Origin of the sequence: Bacillus sp. TH13 (assembly GCF_016651175.1) — a bacterium.
In the GTDB taxonomy this organism is placed as follows: domain Bacteria; phylum Bacillota; class Bacilli; order Bacillales; family Bacillaceae_G; genus Bacillus_A; species Bacillus_A thuringiensis_S.
In genome coordinates, this window is the sequence record NZ_JAEKEJ010000025.1 from 3,415,989 (window position 1) to 3,433,670 (window position 17,682).

Consider the following 17,682-nt stretch of genomic DNA (forward strand, 5'->3'; position numbering starts at 1 on the left):
TAGCGAAGTGATGGAATGAGAGATATAAAAAAGTTTTTACAAAAATTACGTCCTGTACAACTCATTGTTTTGTTTTATTTATTAGCGGTAGTTGTATCGGTAATATTGCTTAGTTTACCGTTTGTTACGAAGCCTAGTGTGAAATGGACATTTATAGATGCCCTTTTTACATCGGTTAGTGCGGTAAGTGTTACGGGACTGTCTGTTATTACGATTTCAGATACGTTTACTACAGCAGGAATTATTGTTTTAGCCCTTATTTTACAATTAGGCGGCTTAGGAATTATGGCGCTTGGTACATTTGTTTGGATTATTACGGGGAAAAAGATTGGTTTGCAAAGAAGAAGATTAATTATGGCAGACCATAATCAAGGAAATTTATCGGGGCTTGTAGAATTGATGCGTTCTATTTTAATTGTAATTATTTCGATAGAACTTATTGGAGCAATCCTATTAGGTACAAGATTTTTACTTTATTTTCCGACTTGGCAAGAAGCTTATTTTCACGGTTTCTTTGCAGCGGTTAGTGCGACTACGAACGGCGGATTTGATTTAACAGGACAATCATTAATCCCGTATAAAAAAGATTATATTGTTCAAATGATTCATATGTTACTAATTATTTTAGGAGCGATTGGTTTCCCAGTGCTAATGGAAGTGAAACAATTCTTTAGTAAAAGGGGACAACAATTATTTCGTTTTTCATTATTTACAAAATTGACGACAACAACATTTTTTGCACTCGTTGTTGTTGGTACAATTATGATTTTTTTACTGGAGAGAAATCATTTTTTAGTAGGAAAGTCATGGCATGAAACTGTATTTTATACATTATTCCAATCTGTGACGACGCGAAGTGGTGGACTTGCTACGATGGATATACGTGAATTGTCACAACCGACGCTTTTATTTATGAGTATATTAATGTTTATAGGGGCATCTCCAAGTTCGGTTGGGGGCGGAATACGTACAACAACATTTGCTGTTAGTATATTGTCACTATACACCTTTGCAAGGGGCGGTAGAACAGTTAGAGTCTTCAAACGTCAGTTACATGAAGAGGATGTACTGAAAGCATCTGTCGTTATGACGATGGGGATTTTGTTATGTGCTACTGCGCTATTCATTTTATCTATTACGGAAAATGTACCGCTTATGAGCTTAATTGTTGAAGTTTGTTCTGCTTTCGGAACGACGGGACTATCAACAGGTGTTACGCCTGATTTAACAACTGTTGGGAAACTTGTACTCATTGTGCTTATGTTTATCGGACGCGTTGGTATTTTAACATTTATTTTAGCTAGTGGTGGAAGGGAACAACCACCTCGCTATAAATACCCGAAAGAACGGATTATTATTGGATAGTAAAAAACCATTCTACCTACGTTAGGTAGAATGGTTTTTTAGTCGTTAATGCCAAATTGTGGATGCATAAAAGTTTCATTTTTATTATCTGATTCGTTTTTTAGCAACTCTTGATTTTCTTCTGAAATCCACCCAATATCATTTGTAGGATGGATCCACTCATCACCAGCCATAATGGCAGGATCTACTTCATCACTCCAATTGTTAAGTGGACTGTTCTCGGAATTATATTTACTGTCTCCAATTACAACATCATATTGATTCACAAAAGGTTGTTGCATCGTTTTTCCTGTTCCTTTAAAAGATGGAAAATGCATTTGATGCGGGAGCGTTTCGTCTAAAGTTGGTGATTGAATCTTTTCTTTTTTCTTCAAAATCATCGCTCCTTTTTATAATGATTTCTTCATACGTAGTATTTCCATCGAATGCCTCTTATGTACTTGTTAACACTTGCCAGTAATAATTATTTTAAATTGTTTCAAACTAGAGTAGAAAGTGATTTCTTGAGAGCAGGTGAATGTATTGGTAAAAAGAAAAGTGAAACAAAATGCGGCAATCAATAATAATAAAACTCCGAAAGAAAGCTTACCAGATGCAGAATTTGCATTAGAGTATGAAGGAGAAAATAGCGCAAAGTATGCTAATCGTAATTCAAAAAAGGGAAACAAAAATGAGGCGTTTTTTACAAACGCTTCATTTTTTTGTGGGATTATAAAGGTTTTTTTAATTATTTGTAAATTTAGTGTTTTTTATTAGCAGAAAAATGCGAAAAAACATAGAAGTAGCAACGTATTACACAAAAACAAACAACAAATAAAAGATTAATGTTGGTTTAATACTGCTTTTACACTAGTTGTTTATATTTGAGTTGTACATAAGATTTGTAAAAGGAGAGAGAAACAGTGAAAAAAACAATCTTTAAAGCTGTAGCGACTGGAATGGTATTTTCGTTATTAATGGGGTGTGGTGCAAAGAAGGAAGAAAGTGCTGGAGCGAAAGTGAAAGATGACAAATTATCTGGATCATTAACTGTTTACACAGCAATTGAAGAAGAGCTTGTACCAATTTATCTTGATTCCTTTAAAAAGAAATATCCTGATGTGAAATTGAACATTGTACGTGATTCAACAGGAGTTATTACTGCGAAATTGCTAGCTGAAGGGAAAAATACACAAGCAGATGTTGTATGGGGAACTGCGGCATCAAGTCTATTAGCTTTAGATAAAAAAGATATGTTAAAAGGATACTCTCCAAAAGGAGCAGATCGTGTTCTTCCGCAATTTAAAGATGATAAGCAACCTGAAAAATGGGTAGGAAATACTGCATTTATGACGGGGATTGCTGTAAATAAAGAAGAGTTAAAGAAGAAAAATTTACCGATGCCAGAATCATATGAAGATTTAACGAAACCAGAGTATAAAGGAACACTTGTTATGCCACATCCAGCATCATCTGGAACAGGATTTTTAACAGTTTCTGCATGGCTACAAATCATGGGTGAAGATAAAGGCTGGGATTACATGAAGAAACTTCATGATAATATGGCAAGTTATACGCATTCAGGATCAAAACCAGCAAAATTAGCAGGAGCAGGTGAATATCCAGTCGGTGTATCAATGGTTTATAGTGCTTTAAAAGAGAAACAAAAAGGTGCCCCAGTTGAAGTTGTACTGCCGAAAGAAGGATTAGGATGGGAAGTAGAAGCGAACGCACTTATTAAGAAAGATAATGCGAAAAATGATAAATTAGCGCAAGCATTTTTAGATTGGGCAATTACTGATGATGTAATGAAGTTATACTTTGAGAAAAATGGATTTGCGACAATTAAAAATGACTATAAACTTCCAGAGGGATTCCCGAAAGATGTTACTGAAAAATTATATAAAAAGAATGACTTTAAATGGGCAGCAGAAAATCGTGACAAAATTTTAGAAAAATGGGAAAAAGAGTTTGGCCAAAAAGCAGAACCGAAAAAGTAAGTGAGTGGGAGAGAGAAAAATGAGCGAATATTTATCAATTCAACACATTCAAAAACAGTTTGATGCATTTACAGCGTTAAAAGATATTTCTTTTACTGTGAACAAAAATGAGTTTGTTTGTTTATTAGGCCCAAGTGGCTGTGGGAAAACGACGTTGCTTCGCATTTTAGCGGGACTAGAGGAACCAACGACTGGCAGTATAGCTGTGAATGGCAAAGATATTACAGCATTGCCTCCTGGAAAGAGAAACTTCGGAATGGTTTTCCAATCGTATGCTTTATTTCCGAATTTAACAGCACTTGAAAATATTGAATACGGCTTAAGGACAAAAAAATATGGGAAAGCAGAAGTGAAAGAGAAAGCGCTAGATGCGTTAAAACTTGTAGATTTGCTGAATGTAAAAGATAAATATCCTGCTCAAATGTCTGGTGGACAACAGCAGCGAGTAGCACTTGCACGTGCGCTCGCTCTGTCTCCAGATATTTTGTTACTCGATGAGCCGTTATCAGCTTTAGATGCAAAAGTGCGTGAAAAATTACGTAGAGAAATGCGTGATTTGCAAGAGGAAATAGGAGTAACGACGATTATGGTAACGCATGATCAAGAAGAGGCATTAACGATGGCTGATAAAATTGTTGTAATGAATCATGCGGAAATTATGCAGATTGGAACACCAGAGGAGATTTACCAAAGACCAGCCAATCCGTTTGTGGCAGATTTTATTGGTTCTATTAATTTCTTTTCGAAAAATAACGAAGAACATGCAATTCGTCCTGAACATGTAACAATTGTACAAAAGGAAGGTATTAAAACAGTTGTGGAAAGTATGGAATTTCGCGGATCCGTATATCGGACGGAAGTGCGAGTCGTAGAAGAAAACACACACCTTTATAATGAAAAAATTGTAGTGGATATATTAGCATCAGAAGTAGAAGCAACCGCTATTAGAAAAGGAAAGCCGATTCAAATCTCTTTCTCAGAAAATCATATGTTGTCATATGGAAAGAAGGTCATTGTATAGATGGAGATGTTAGAAAACTATAAGGTAGAAAGTACGAAAAAAAAGATTAAGAGAAGTATTGGGAAAGAGGAATGGATCCAAAGGCTCGTAATTATCGGTATGATTCTTTCCTTCCTTATCATACTTGTATTGCCGCTATTACAACTATTTACACAAGCTTTTTATAATAAAGATGGAGTTTTCATTGGTTTAGCGAATTTCAGTAAATATTTCACAACACCAACTTTAGTTCAGTCTTTACAAAATACAGTATGGATTTCGGGCGCAACAACAATTATTTCAGTTGCAATCGCATTCGTTTACGCATATGCAATTGCCCGTACGAATGTTTTTGGAAAGCGTGTATTTCAGTATGTAGCGTTATTACCATTGTTCGCACCAACGATGATGCACGGTATAGCACTTACATATTTATTTGGTAATCAAGGGCTAGTAACGAAAGGAATGTTTGGGTTATTTGAAGGTATACAAATCCCTTTATATGGACCAGTAGGAATTGTAATAGCTGAAGTTATGTATACATTTCCGCAAGCATTTCTTATATTGCTAATTGCCTTTCAAGGATCTGATTATCGTTTATATGAAGCTTCTAATATGTTAGGGGCGAGTAAAACAAAGCAATTTTTCACTGTTACTTTACCTAGTGTAAAGTACGGATTAATTAGTGCAATGTTTGTTGTGTTTACACTTAGTTTTACTGATTTTGGGGCACCAAAAATTGTTGGTGGGCAATATAATGTGCTTGCTACTGACGTATACAAACAAGTAATTGGGCAGCAAAATATGCCGATGGGTGCAACTGTCGGAATGATTTTATTAATCCCAGCTATATTCGCATTTGTAGTTGATCGTATTACGCAAAGAAAGCAGGCGAATTTCTTATCTTCAAAAGCAGTACCATACAGAATAATAGCTAATAAGAAAAGAGATGTAATCTCATTCATATATTGTAGTGTAATTACACTTATGATCATTCTATTATTTGTTGCAGTTGGTATTGCTGCAAGTGTGAAAGTATGGCCATATAATATGAGTTTTACATTTGAGCATTTTAATTTTTCGAGTTTAACAGGAGATGGACTTGAAGCATTTAAAAATAGCGTAATTGTTTCAGCAGTTACAGCAGTTATTGGGGCGATTTTAACATTTGTATTCGCATATGCAATTGAGAAAATAGACCAGCTACAATTTTTTAGAAAAACAGGTTACTTTTTCTCTATAGTGCCGTTAGCGATACCAGGTTTAGTACTCGGATTAGGATATGTCTTTTTCTTTAGTCAACCAACGATTCAAATTCTGGGACTATCAGTAACGAATCCGTTTCATTCTTTATACGGAACAATCGCTGTGTTAGTACTAGTAAATATCATTCATTTTTATTCTGTAACATTTGTCACGGCAACGACTGCCTTAAAGAAATTAGACCGAGAGTTTGAGCTTGTTTCGCAGTCGATGGGTATTCCGTTTTATAAAACATTCTTCCGAGTAACAGTACCAATGTGTTTACCAGCAATTTTAGAAATGGTAATGTACTACTTCGTAAATTCGATGGTAACTGTGTCAGCAGTTGTATTCTTATATGCAGCTGATTTTAAACTAGCTGCCGTATCAATCGTAAATATGGATGATGCAGGAAATGTAGCGCCAGCAGCTGCAATGAGTGTACTTATTGTTGTTACAAATATTGTAGTGAGAGTTGTATATGAATGGGGAACGAAAGCACTTCGTAACCGAACTTCACAATGGCAAAAAAGATAAGTAAGAAGGGTGATGGACAGAATGAAAATTGAAGCAGTTATTTTTGATTGGGCAGGTACGACAGTTGATTACGGATGTTTTGCACCACTAGAAGTATTCATGAAGATTTTTCATAAACGCGGCGTTGAAATTACAGCAGAAGAAGCACGTAAGCCAATGGGCTTATTAAAAATAGATCATGTAAGGGCACTAACAGAAATGCCTCGTATTGCGGATGAGTGGAAGCGTGTCTTCGGTCAATTACCAACAGAAGCAGACATTCATGAGATGTATGAAGAGTTTGAAGAAATTCTCTTTTCTATTTTGCCAAGTTATGCTACGCCGATTGATGGGGTAAAAGAAGTAATCGCTTCTTTACGTGAGAGAGGCATTAAAATCGGTTCAACAACTGGTTATACGAGAGAAATGATGGATATTGTAGCAAAGGAAGCGGCGTTACAAGGATATAAACCTGATTTTCTTGTTACGCCAGATGATGTTCCAGCAGGCCGTCCATATCCATGGATGTGCTATAAAAATGCAATGGAACTTGATGTGTATCCGATGAACCATATGATAAAAGTAGGGGATACAGTATCAGATATGAAAGAAGGTAGAAATGCTGGAATGTGGACAGTTGGTGTAATTCTTGGAAGTAGTGAGCTCGGTTTAACGGAAGAGGAAGTGGAGAGTATGGATTCGGTAGAGCTTCGTGAAAAAATAGAAGTAGTTCGTAATCGGTTTGTTGAAAATGGGGCTCATTTTACGATTGAAACGATGCAGGAGCTCGAAAACGTAATAGAACATATCGAGAAACAAGAACTAATTATTTCATAAAAGGGGCACTGGATCATGAATGAAAATCACTATTTATTATTAACACCAGGACCATTAACGACAACAAAATCAGTAAAAGAAGTTATGCTATACGATTGGTGTACGTGGGATGTTGAATATAATACGATGGTGCAAGAAGTAAGAGCTAAACTTGTATCGTTAGCGACGAAGGAAGAAGAGAAATATACAACAGTGTTAATGCAAGGAAGCGGTACGTTTTCAGTTGAAGCAGTAATTGGTTCTGTTATTCCGGCAAATGGGAAGCTTCTCGTTTGTACAAATGGTGCGTACGGTAAGCGCATTGTGCAAATGGCAGAGATGTTACAGATTGATGTAGTGGTCAGTCAAACAGAAGAGTGGGAACCTACTAATATTGTAGAAGTAGAAAAGTTATTGCAAGAAGATAAAGAGATTACGCATATTGCAGTTGTTCATTGTGAAACAACGACAGGTATTATAAATCCAATTGTAGATGTATGTAAATTAGGGAAGCAGTATGGGAAGGTTACAATTGTTGATGCGATGAGTAGTTTCGGCGGGATTGAAATAGACATTGCTGATTTACAAATTGATTTTTTAATTAGTAGTGCAAATAAGTGTATTCAAGGGGTTCCTGGATTCGGATTTGTAATCGCAAAACGTGATGAATTATTGAAGTGTAAAGGAAAAGGACGTTCTTTATCTCTTGATTTATATGATCAATGGGAAACGATGGAAAAACAAAATGGGAAATGGCGTTTTACTTCACCTACACATGTTGTACATGCTTTTTATCAAGCACTACTTGAACTAGAAAAAGAGGGTGGAGTGAGAGCGCGTTACAATCGATATTACAACAATCAAAAACTACTAGTGAATAGAATGGGAGAAATCGGATTTAAGCCACTAGTAGATGAGAAATATCAATCTCCTATTATTACATCTTTCATTTATCCAAAAGAGGGGTTCGAGTTTCAACAGTTATATAACGAATTAAAGCGTTATGGATTTGTTATTTACCCTGGAAAAATTTCGAAAGTAGATACGTTTCGCATTGGAAATATCGGTGATGTACATGAAGAAGATATTAATCGCTTAGTTGATAGTATTGCTAAAGGAGCTGTTATTGGATGAAAGTATTTTGCTTAGGTGGAGCAGGTAAAATTTGTCGTGAAGCTATTTTGGATTTAGTTCAATTTTCATCTTTTGAGACGATTACAGTAGCTGATTTTAACGAGGAAGAGGGCCGTAAAGTAGTAGAATGGCTCAACGATCCTCGTGTTGATTTTGTAAAAGTAGATGTAACGAATCACGAGGATACGGTTGCAAAAATGATTGGTTATGACATTGTAATGGACGGTACGACGATAAAGCTAAACGGATTGTCGACCCGCTGTATTGCAGAAGCAGGCTGTCACGGTGTGAACTTAAATGGATTTGGTGAAGAAAATGAATCGCATGCTATATTTGTTCAAAACGAAAAAACATGTTTACCTGGATTTGGCATGACGCCAGGTGTAACACAAATGATGGCAATGCATGCAGCAAATCAACTGGATACTGTAGAGTCGATCCGCGTAAGTCACGGTTCGTATCGTCCGATTGCTTTTTCTGCATCAATTACAGAGACAACGACATATGAATATGATCCACATTTACCATCGCGTACAGTGTATGAAGATGGTGAATTTAAGCAAGTACTTCCGTTTGCGCGTCCGAGAGAAATAGAATTGCCAGCGCCTTATGGTAAGACAACGCAGTATATAATCCCGCATTCTGAAACAATTACGTTAGCAAAGGCACTAGAAAATAAAGGTATCAAACTGATAGAGACGAGAGGAACTTGGCCAAAGCAAAATATGCAACTTGTACGTGCTTTATATGATTACGGCATATTGCGTAATGATCAGATTGAAATAAATGGGAAAGAAATTGGTATTATGGATTGTATTTCGCAGTATTTATTACAATCGAAAGAAGGACAAGAAACAGAGGTTTATGGTTATGCACTTCATGTAGAAGTAATAGGTATGAAAAATAATGAGAAGCAAAGACATGTGTTATATCATACACATCCGTTATCTGATGGTTCTGTTGTAGGATGGGAAAAATTAAGAGCGTATACGAGAAACGTCGGTATTCCATTTGGGATTGCTGCAGAGTTAATTGCAAATGGAAATGTAAATAGGGTGGGTGTTGTTACGCCTGAAGAAGCTTTTGAAAATCCACAATTGATTTTTGATGAGCTAGCAAAGCGCGGTATTCATATTCATGAAGAAGTTTCTGCTTATAAAGAAAATTACAACCTTGTATAAATAAGGAAGTTTATGAGGGAGATATAAATGAGGTGAAGCTATGTCTGTAGTAGGAGAAGAAAGAAAGCGAACCATTCTTGAAAAGGTAGAGTTTAAAGGGAAAGTAAAGGTTTCAGAATTAGCGAGAGAATTTGCTGTATCAACAGAAACGATTCGTCGATATTTAGAAGAATTAGATCGTGAAAAGAAGCTGAAGAAAGTGTATGGTGGAGCTGTTCAACTTCCAGGCGCTGGGGTAGAGGCACCAATGTTAGAAAGAGAAATGCTACATATAGAAGAGAAGAAAAGAATTGGTTATAAAGCAGCGACATTTGTAGAAGATGGTGATGTTATTGCAATTGATGATGGAAGTACACCGCTTCAAATGGTTCCATACCTTGTTCATCGTAAAAACTTAACGATTGTAACAAGTTCATTTCCAGTCGCAACACAATTAATTTCTTCTATTAATAAAAAGATGTTTCACGGTGAAGTTTTATTTATAGGTGGAAAAGTATCTCCAAAGCATTCGCGTGTATCAGGGTCTATTTCTCAGCAAGTAATACAGCAATTCCATTTTCATAAAGCGTTCGTTTCGATTGATGGGCTATTACCTAGTTTTGGAGTTTCCAGCTTTGAATTAGAGAAAGCGAAATTGTCAGAGGCGATGATGAAATTAGCTGAGAAAACATATATTTTATGTGATCATACGAAGGTAGGCGTGAAAGGGAATTATCGTATAGCAGCATTTTCACGTATTCAACATGTAATTTGTGATAAAAAAATGCCATATAGTTTTGAAGAAGAACTTATGAAGCATAATATTCAGTGGACAGTTTGTTAAATACAGTGAAAGTACCTAAACTCCCGCCTAATTTTTAGGAGGGAGTTTTATTGTCTGTAAATCGTAAAATAAAAGATTTGCATTTATGCAAAAAGTGGACACATTTTCTCATCTCTTTCATATAATTTACCAATACAAAAAAAGTTGGTCGAAGGAAAGAAGGGCGAACATGTCAGAACGAATATATAATAAACTTGTATTGTACGCGAATATTTTGCAAAAAATCGGTGTCATTAATGAGAAGGAAAAAAGTGAAATTCTTCATACGATAGGTAAAAAAGCCCTTTGAATAAAGGGCTTTTTATTATTTATCTTTAAAAATATAAATTTAATGTAATGTTCTCATTGACATTGATAATGAGATTCATTATCATTTATTTATGGATAATTGATAAGTATTATCAATTATAAAAATTATATATGATAGGGGATATTATTTTGAAAAAAATTATATGAAGGCGCTAGTAGTAGCGACAACATTAGCAATTCCATTTGCTACGTACTCTACTCCAGCATTAGCAGCACTAAAAGTTGAAGCAAATCAATCGGTAGCAGCAGCGAGTGATCGCACGTATGATACTGAGATTAAAATATATAAGGATCAAAAAGACGAGCCATCTATGGTTTCTCAATATATAAAAGATCCTAAAGTAACAATTGCAGCTGGCAAAAAAATTGTCACTGTAACAATGCAAGATAGCGATTATTTTCAATATCTTAGAATAGAAGATAGAAACCAGCCTGGTGTATTTCATGATGTGAAAGTTTTGTCAGAAGATAAGAGGAAGAATGGAACGAAAGTAGTTCAATTTGAAATTGGCGAGTTTGAGAAGAAGCACAATATGCAAATGCATATACTTATTCCAGCTATTGGATATGATCACAAATATCAAGTTCAATTTGAAATTAAAGATCCAACTGTAGGTAACAAAGAAACAGAGAAACCAGATGATAACTCTAATTCAGGCAATACGGAAACGGATAATCCAGTTGATAATCAAAACATGATAACAGATAACAAATTAAGAGAACTTGTTAATAAAAAAGTATTTAATAGAAAAGATTTAAATACACCAATTACGAAAGAAGAGTTATTACAAGTAAAGGATTTGTTTTTAAATACAAACGAGATACTTGATTATAGTGCATTAAAATATATGCCAAATTTAAAATCTTTAACAGTTGCGAATGCAAAGATAAAAGATCCGTCGTTCTTTGCGAACCTAAAGCAATTAAATCATTTAGCTTTGCGTGGTAATGAATTTTCAGATGTAACGCCACTTGTTAAGATGAATAATTTAGAGTCTCTTGATTTAAGTAATAATAAAATTACAAATGTTGCACCACTAACTGAAATGAAAAATGTAAAAACTTTATATCTATCAGGCAACCAAATAGAAGATGTAACAGCATTAGCGAAAATGGAACAACTAGATTACTTGAATTTAGCAAATAATAAAATTAAGAACGTTGCTCCATTAAGTGCTTTAAAAAATGTAACATACTTAACTTTAGCAGGTAATCAAATTGAAGATATTAAACCGTTATATTCATTACCTTTAAAAGACTTAGTATTAACGCGTAATAATGTTAAAGATTTATCGGGTATTGATCAAATGAATCAATTAAATAAATTATTTGTCGGGAAAAATCAAATTAAAGATGTGACACCACTTGCTAAAATGACTCAGCTTACAGAATTAGATTTACCTAATAATGAATTAAAAGATATTACTCCATTATCAAGTCTAGTAAACTTACAAAAGCTTGATTTAGAAGCGAATTATATTTCAGACTTATCACCAGTGAGCAATTTGCAAAAATTAGTATTTCTAAGTTTTGTTGCAAATGAAATCCGTGATGTCCGACCAGTTATAGAACTAAGTAAGACGGCTTATATCAATGTCCAAAACCAAAAAGTATTTTTAGAGGAAACAGAAGTAAATAAAGAAGTAAAAGTACCTATATATGAAAAAGATGGTGAGGTTTCTACGAAAATCCGTCTGAAGAGCGATAACGGTACGTATAGTAATGGTGTAGTGAAATGGAGTACACCAGGTGAGAAAGTATATGAATTTGGTGTGAAAGATCCATTTGCGGATACAGGAATCTTCTTTACAGGGTCTGTTATTCAAAATGTAGTAGAAAGTAAAGACGGTAATACATCTAAAGAAGATGAGAAAACAGAAGTGGTAGAATTTAAAGATGTACCAAAGGGACATTGGTCAGAAGAAGCAATTAATTACTTAGCGAAAGAAAAGTTATTTATAGGCTATGGAAATGGTGAATTTGGATTTGGTGATAACATTACTCGTGGACAAGTAGCTCTTCTAATACAAAGGTATTTAAAATTAGAAAATAATCTAGAACCAAAAACGGCATTTACAGATACGAAAGGAAATATGTATGAAACGGCTATTGATGCAGTGGTTCAAGCTGGTATTATGACAGGGTATGGAAATGATATATTCCGTCCAGATGGAGTATTAACTCGATATGAAATGTCAGTAGTACTACAAAGAGTATTTCAGTTAAAAGAAAATGAAAATAGTGCAGAGAATTTCAAAGATATACCAAATGGCCATTGGGCGAAAGGATATGTGAAAGCTCTAGTAGATAATAAAATATCAAAAGGTGACGGGGAAGGGAATTTTTTAGGAGATAATTTCGTAACACGTGAACAATATGCACAGTTTTTATATAATGCAATAAAGAAATGAAGTGAAACTTTAATCTGTGGGGGTTTTGTTTATCCCCCACAGACTATTAGCCCTCACCAATCGGGCTTTTACGGGCAGCCCGCCCCCCCACCTAACTTCTTTGCTTTCGCTGAATTTTGAGGTGGGGGTCTTACTGCCCAGCAAATAGCGGGATAAAAAGTGAGGAAAATGCACTATTCTTTAATTAAAGAATAGTGCATTTTTTTATGTGCAAACAATAGATAGGAGTATAGACATATGAATAGCCTATTTTAAAGAAGAACCGCGAAACTATATTGACAAAAAAGCATTCTCATGTGATAATTCAATTAAATTTTTAGAATAATCAAAAAAATATTCCTTTTACATAGAAAGGATTCGAACCTTATATGAATATTATGCCGGGGGTGACGAAATGTTATTTTTTCTGAAGAAATGGAATGAATTAAAAGATGTGAAATCTGAATTGGCACTTCGTGATTGGTTTTATGGTACCAAAATTAGTTTGTCGCTATGTACGTCAAAAGAGCCGTTAACATTTTTAGTAAATGTTGAGGGAAGAGATAAAGGGCTATTTTCGGAAGAAGATTTTATTGTCGTAAATTGCATGTGCGAGTCAGTATTTGAAAATGAAGAAAAACCAGCTGCAGAGTCATTTATGCATGCGGATATTTATAAAAAAAGTAGTGCAGGATGTATTTTACAAGTGCAGACTGTAGATAGTCATTTAATATCTGAGTTATATGGAGAAGAAGGAGAAGTAACGTTCGATAAACGCAGTGTGGAACGTGTTTTCGGAAAAGAAGGTATAACAGAAATGACAATTCCAATTGTAGAAGATGAAAAAAAATTCGCTGATTTATTAGAAAGAAATGTTCCGAATTTCATTGAAGGTGGAGGAGTAGTTCTTGTTCATAATTACGGCATGATTGTGTGGGGAAAAACGCCAGAAGAAGCGAAAAAATGGCTAGAGGGTATAGAATATTTAATGAACTATCATGTAAAGTTATTAATGATTAAGGGCGCAAGAAGCTCTGTTATATAAAAATGAATGTGATATGGCTACAAGTTAATAAATAAATGAAAGCGTTTTAAAAATAATTTCACTCATAAAATATAGGTCTCCTTATTATATATAGATTACATGTTGACATGTAAGGAGGAACATATTTTGCGAGTTAAATATCATTTTCTGCCAAAGCAGCAAGTAACATTTTGCAAAATAAATGATTCTGGTGAAGAGGCACTGCAAACGATGAACAAAACGGGATTTCGAGCCATCCCGGTATTAGCAGAAGATGAGAAGAAATTCACGGGGATTATTTATAAAGTAGATTTATTAGAAAAAAAATGCAATAGCGGATTAGAGCATGTAAGTGCAGGAGATATGCTTGACAATTCCAATGCATTTATTTTTGAAAAGGATTCCTTCTTCAGAGCCTTTTATGTAATTCGTCGGCTTCCGTTTTTAGCCGTGCTAAATGATTATAATGAATTTGTCGGTATGTTAACGCATTCGAATATATTTGATGTTATTGAAGATTCATTTGGTATGCGAACAGGTGGTTATATATTAACAATTGCAACACAAGATTGTAAGGGAACGATTAAAGAGCTTGGGACATTGTTAAAAGCATATAATATCGGTGGGTTGTTTACACTCGATAACGGTGATCAATATATCCGCCGCGTTATTGTAAATATATCAGATGAGTTAGATGAAACAAGATTAAAGCAATTAATCGGAAAAATAGAGAAAAAAGGATTCAGAGTGAGTCATGTAGATTATATTTAAGTTAAAAAGAAAAGTACCTATCTGTTATATAGATAGGTACTTTTCTATGTGAGTAATAAACTTTATTTTGAAACAGGAGGCGGGGATAATGCTAGATCAGATAAAAAAATAAAGTCTGCATGCTCACGAATTTTAGGGATAGAAGTTTCAATAACGCGTGATGTAATTTCACCTGGGGGGCCCACATGCCCGATAGCTACCATAATAGGTTTTTCTTGAATTTTTTTGATGAGTAATTGGGCTTGTTTTGAAATATGTCCTGCTGTATACACATCATCAAAAAATAGTTGGTTTTCAATAATAGGAACTCCTAATTCTTTTCCGATTTTTGGGACGACACTATTAGGATTAGTTTTACTATCTAAGTAAAATAAACCGTGTTTTTTACAAGCTGCAAGTATAAGGCGAACAATTCTTTCATCCGCTGTTACTTTTGACCCCATATGATTGTTCATTCCTATTGCATGCGGAACTTCTTGAATCGCTTGTTCAAGTCGGTTGTTTATTTCTTCATCGCTTAAATCGGTTGTAATTGCTTTCGGTCCAAGCCATTCTTTTTTACCTTTAATAGGTTCCATTGGCATATGTATAATAACTTCATGGCCTTTCTTATGGGCAGCTATTGCATCTTCTTTTGTGGAAGGAAGAAAAGGCATAACAGCAACAGTGAGTGGAATGGGAAGTGATAACATTTGATTAGTCCCCTTCATATTATTGCCGAAATCATCAATGACAATAGCAACTTTATTCGTATGAGCATTTGCTTGAATAGGAAATAAGAAGGACGGTAAAAACAAAACAATGATGAACAATGCAATCGTATATTTTCGCATATAAATATTTCCTTTCTATTGTTATCCCGCTATTTGTGGGTAGTAAGACTCCCACCTCAACATTGGGCTGGATAGGTGGGAGAGTCACTGCCTATAAACGCCCGATTGGTGAATGCTAATAATCAGTGGGGCTGAACAAAAAACACTGATTAAAGTTTCACTTTATCAATCATCATTATGTTTTGCTTTTTTATATAAATTAAACAAAAAATGTCGAAGAAAAGTAGGTGGAAAATTAAGAATCCCCGGTTTACGTAGAATTTGTAAAAAAAGAAGATGAAAAAAATGTCTATTATTGCGAATGTATTTACAAAGATAGAATAATTTGTAATAATTCTCAAAGTGAGGGTAAAGATTTGTAAATTACAGGGAGAAAATGTTAAAATTTCTGATTCTTCAAATTTGCATATGATTAAGTAGTTAAAAAAGTCAATGGAGAAGTGAAGTTGAGAGCATGGAAGTATAATAAGGGGGATATGGATGTTTACTGTAAAAAGGAAGTACACATTAGAAAAGCTTTCACGTGATATTCATATGAAACGTGAAGAAATGATTCAACTAGGATTAACAAGTGGGCTAAATAGTAGGGAGACAATTCAAGTTAGTCAAGAATTGGACAAGCTTATTTTACAATATCAGTGTTATAAAGAAAAACAAACACCGAAATGGTTTTCAATTATAAAAATACCAATTTTCCAAATCGGGTATGAAGGAAAATCGAATAATTTTTGGCGAATGCTTGTCGCTGGTTTTATGAAATAAGTATAATTACCCTTATAGGATAAGGATAATTATACTATGTGTAACGGAATTTCGATATGAACTGTCGTTCCGTTGTTTTCTGTACTGTCAATAAAAATATTCCCATTATACATCTCTACAATTCGTTTACATATGACAAGTCCAAGACCTGTTCCAGTATCTTTATTAGTAAAGAACGGATGAAAGAGGTGTTTTTGAATATGTTGTGGAATCCCTTTTCCAGTATCTATAATCTGCAATTGTGCGTGTGTTTCATTGTTTTTTACTACAATGGTTAGTGTATCACTAGAAGTCATGGCCTCAATTGCATTTTTTGTAATGTTTAAAACCACTTGTTTCATATGGTCTTTCGAACAACGGATATGAACAGGATGGTCTGGCAAATGTAAATGGAATACAATGTTATGTAAATTCGCCTCAGATTGAATAATTAATGCTACCTCATTTAGAATTGTTCTTACGTCATATGTTTGTTCGATGATGGCGGTTGGCTTGCCGAGAATAAGAAATTCACTTACAATTTCATTGATTCGCTCTATTTCTTGTTCAATTACGGAAAAGTAGAACTGATCTTGTTCATCTTTATATTTCTCTTTTAATAGAGCGACGAGTCCTTTAATTCCAGTAAGAGGATTACGGATTTCGTGTGCTGTACTTGCTGCAAAAGTTCCAACTAATTCAATTTTCTGTAGTTCATTTTGTTGTCTTTCAAGCTTTGTTTGACGTTTTAACAACATATATTGAGCAAGTAAAAATAAAATAGACATTAAAAATAAAGTAGCGATACACTCTATTGCAACCCACTGGTATAAGGTTTTTTGATGAATAGGTAATGGTGAAACAGAGACCTTCCAATTTAATCTTTGGAGTGGGGTAGTAAGCATATTAGAATGCGTATCACTTGTGTCATTATTATCATCGGTTAGAAAAACTACATCATGTTTATCAGTTACCTCAAAATGGTATTGTGGTTTAATGGCATTTAAAGAAGATGAAATGTAATCAAAGCGTAAACTAGCTAATAATAATCCTGAGAGCTCCTTCTGTTTATTGAATATGGGGGCAGCAATCATAATAGCTTTATGTCCAAGAACGCGATCAGTAATGACTGATGATACAGTGGTTTTTTTAGTTTGTAGCACGTCTTGAATATATTTACGGTCTGAAACATCTATAGGCTTTGATTCATCTTCAGATGCGATTGTAATGGCCCCTTTTGGTGTAGCGTAATATAGACCAGAAAAGCGTGCATCGTTTCCATCTGTATCATGTACAATTTGTTTAATGCCATTTATATTACCAGTCTCGGTGCCTACAACTTTTGCAAGCATGTCTAAAGCAGAAATTGCTTCACCAAGATGATGATCTAAATAATCTCTATATAAAAAGAGAACTGTATGAGCGGATAATTTGTTTTCCTGTTTCATTTTATATGTATGATACGAATAAAATGTAGCACCAATCCCTATCGTCGGTAGGATAACAAGCAATATATATATAATTATGCTTTGGAATTTGACTTTCAAATGTGGTACTC

Annotated in this window: 16 protein-coding genes; 13 read left to right on the forward strand and 3 right to left on the reverse strand. The window is 34.6% G+C overall.

Going from position 1 to position 17,682, the window contains the following annotated elements:
• Nucleotides 1–15 precede the first annotated feature (15 nt).
• The gene (locus tag JFU02_RS26115) at nt 16–1,365 is read left to right on the forward strand and encodes a TrkH family potassium uptake protein (RefSeq protein ID WP_061668011.1); all 1,350 of its coding nucleotides are present in this window, start codon (nt 16–18) and stop codon (nt 1,363–1,365) included.
• 38 nt (nt 1,366–1,403) lie between these two features.
• Here the strand turns inward: JFU02_RS26115 and JFU02_RS26120 are convergent, their stop codons facing one another.
• Complete coding sequence (locus JFU02_RS26120; RefSeq protein ID WP_000726029.1) at nt 1,404–1,739, reverse strand: DUF3905 domain-containing protein; 336 nt, start codon at nt 1,737–1,739, stop codon at nt 1,404–1,406.
• Between the two features lie 148 nt (nt 1,740–1,887).
• Here JFU02_RS26120 and JFU02_RS26125 point away from each other — a divergent pair, with 148 nt between their 5' ends.
• The 11 genes from JFU02_RS26125 to cbpA all read left to right on the forward strand — a co-directional run bounded on the left by JFU02_RS26125 (nt 1,888) and on the right by cbpA (nt 14,550).
• Entirely contained in the window at nt 1,888–2,121 is a 234-nt protein-coding gene (locus JFU02_RS26125) for a hypothetical protein (RefSeq protein WP_201072199.1), read from the forward strand.
• Between the two features lie 146 nt (nt 2,122–2,267).
• Nucleotides 2,268–3,344, forward strand: coding sequence for a putative 2-aminoethylphosphonate ABC transporter substrate-binding protein (locus JFU02_RS26130; RefSeq protein ID WP_000750893.1), 1,077 nt, complete (start codon nt 2,268–2,270; stop codon nt 3,342–3,344).
• 19 nt (nt 3,345–3,363) lie between these two features.
• On the forward strand, nt 3,364–4,365 hold the full coding sequence (locus JFU02_RS26135) for a putative 2-aminoethylphosphonate ABC transporter ATP-binding protein (RefSeq protein WP_000006199.1): 1,002 nt from the start codon (nt 3,364–3,366) through the stop codon (nt 4,363–4,365).
• On the forward strand, nt 4,366–6,123 hold the full coding sequence (locus JFU02_RS26140; RefSeq protein ID WP_000425530.1) for a putative 2-aminoethylphosphonate ABC transporter permease subunit: 1,758 nt from the start codon (nt 4,366–4,368) through the stop codon (nt 6,121–6,123).
• A 21-nt stretch (nt 6,124–6,144) separates the two neighbouring features.
• Nucleotides 6,145–6,939, forward strand: a complete 795-nt coding sequence (gene phnX / locus JFU02_RS26145; RefSeq protein WP_000687384.1) for a phosphonoacetaldehyde hydrolase — start codon at nt 6,145–6,147, stop codon at nt 6,937–6,939.
• A gap of 15 nt (nt 6,940–6,954) precedes the next feature.
• The gene (phnW, locus tag JFU02_RS26150; RefSeq protein ID WP_001004779.1) at nt 6,955–8,052 is read left to right on the forward strand and encodes a 2-aminoethylphosphonate--pyruvate transaminase; all 1,098 of its coding nucleotides are present in this window, start codon (nt 6,955–6,957) and stop codon (nt 8,050–8,052) included.
• Nucleotides 8,049–9,233 (forward strand): saccharopine dehydrogenase family protein, encoded by a 1,185-nt coding sequence (locus JFU02_RS26155; protein ID WP_000862159.1) that lies wholly within the window; start codon nt 8,049–8,051, stop codon nt 9,231–9,233. Before phnW ends, JFU02_RS26155 begins: the two co-directional genes overlap by 4 nt.
• Before the next feature lie 40 nt (nt 9,234–9,273).
• Complete coding sequence (locus tag JFU02_RS26160) at nt 9,274–10,056, forward strand: DeoR/GlpR family DNA-binding transcription regulator (protein ID WP_000117666.1); 783 nt, start codon at nt 9,274–9,276, stop codon at nt 10,054–10,056.
• A 452-nt stretch (nt 10,057–10,508) separates the two neighbouring features.
• A complete protein-coding gene (locus JFU02_RS26165) occupies nt 10,509–12,776 on the forward strand; it encodes an NEAT domain-containing leucine-rich repeat protein (RefSeq protein WP_201071887.1) in 2,268 nt (755 codons plus the stop codon).
• Between the two features lie 394 nt (nt 12,777–13,170).
• Nucleotides 13,171–13,800, forward strand: a complete 630-nt coding sequence (locus JFU02_RS26170; protein ID WP_000896005.1) for a class II aldolase/adducin family protein — start codon at nt 13,171–13,173, stop codon at nt 13,798–13,800.
• 126 nt (nt 13,801–13,926) lie between these two features.
• A complete protein-coding gene (gene cbpA, locus JFU02_RS26175) occupies nt 13,927–14,550 on the forward strand; it encodes a cyclic di-AMP binding protein CbpA (RefSeq protein ID WP_001264214.1) in 624 nt (207 codons plus the stop codon).
• A gap of 62 nt (nt 14,551–14,612) precedes the next feature.
• Here the strand turns inward: cbpA and JFU02_RS26180 are convergent, their stop codons facing one another.
• The gene (locus JFU02_RS26180) at nt 14,613–15,383 is read right to left on the reverse strand and encodes a divergent polysaccharide deacetylase family protein (protein ID WP_001234107.1); all 771 of its coding nucleotides are present in this window, start codon (nt 15,381–15,383) and stop codon (nt 14,613–14,615) included.
• Nucleotides 15,384–15,863: 480 nt separating this feature from the next.
• Between JFU02_RS26180 and JFU02_RS26185 the strand changes: the two genes are divergently transcribed.
• The gene (locus JFU02_RS26185; RefSeq protein WP_000495536.1) at nt 15,864–16,145 is read left to right on the forward strand and encodes an aspartyl-phosphate phosphatase Spo0E family protein; all 282 of its coding nucleotides are present in this window, start codon (nt 15,864–15,866) and stop codon (nt 16,143–16,145) included.
• Between the two features lie 29 nt (nt 16,146–16,174).
• Here the strand turns inward: JFU02_RS26185 and JFU02_RS26190 are convergent, their stop codons facing one another.
• Nucleotides 16,175–17,671, reverse strand: coding sequence for a DUF3149 domain-containing protein (locus JFU02_RS26190; protein WP_097820680.1), 1,497 nt, complete (start codon nt 17,669–17,671; stop codon nt 16,175–16,177).
• Nucleotides 17,672–17,682 lie beyond the last annotated feature (11 nt).

Excerpts from the sequence above, each read along its gene's own strand:
- JFU02_RS26115 (WP_061668011.1), top strand. The coding sequence starts at position 16 with ATGAGAGATATAAAAAAGTTTTTACAAAAATTACGTCCTGTACAACTC.
- JFU02_RS26135 (WP_000006199.1), top strand. The coding sequence starts at position 3,364 with ATGAGCGAATATTTATCAATTCAACACATTCAAAAACAGTTTGATGCA.
- JFU02_RS26140 (WP_000425530.1), top strand. The coding sequence starts at position 4,366 with ATGGAGATGTTAGAAAACTATAAGGTAGAAAGTACGAAAAAAAAGATT.
- phnX (WP_000687384.1), top strand. The coding sequence starts at position 6,145 with ATGAAAATTGAAGCAGTTATTTTTGATTGGGCAGGTACGACAGTTGAT.
- phnW (WP_001004779.1), top strand. The coding sequence starts at position 6,955 with ATGAATGAAAATCACTATTTATTATTAACACCAGGACCATTAACGACA.
- JFU02_RS26155 (WP_000862159.1), top strand. The coding sequence starts at position 8,049 with ATGAAAGTATTTTGCTTAGGTGGAGCAGGTAAAATTTGTCGTGAAGCT.
- JFU02_RS26160 (WP_000117666.1), top strand. The coding sequence starts at position 9,274 with ATGTCTGTAGTAGGAGAAGAAAGAAAGCGAACCATTCTTGAAAAGGTA.
- JFU02_RS26165 (WP_201071887.1), top strand. The coding sequence starts at position 10,509 with ATGAAGGCGCTAGTAGTAGCGACAACATTAGCAATTCCATTTGCTACG.
- JFU02_RS26170 (WP_000896005.1), top strand. The coding sequence starts at position 13,171 with ATGTTATTTTTTCTGAAGAAATGGAATGAATTAAAAGATGTGAAATCT.
- JFU02_RS26180 (WP_001234107.1), bottom strand. The coding sequence starts at position 15,383 with ATGCGAAAATATACGATTGCATTGTTCATCATTGTTTTGTTTTTACCG.
- JFU02_RS26185 (WP_000495536.1), top strand. The coding sequence starts at position 15,864 with ATGTTTACTGTAAAAAGGAAGTACACATTAGAAAAGCTTTCACGTGAT.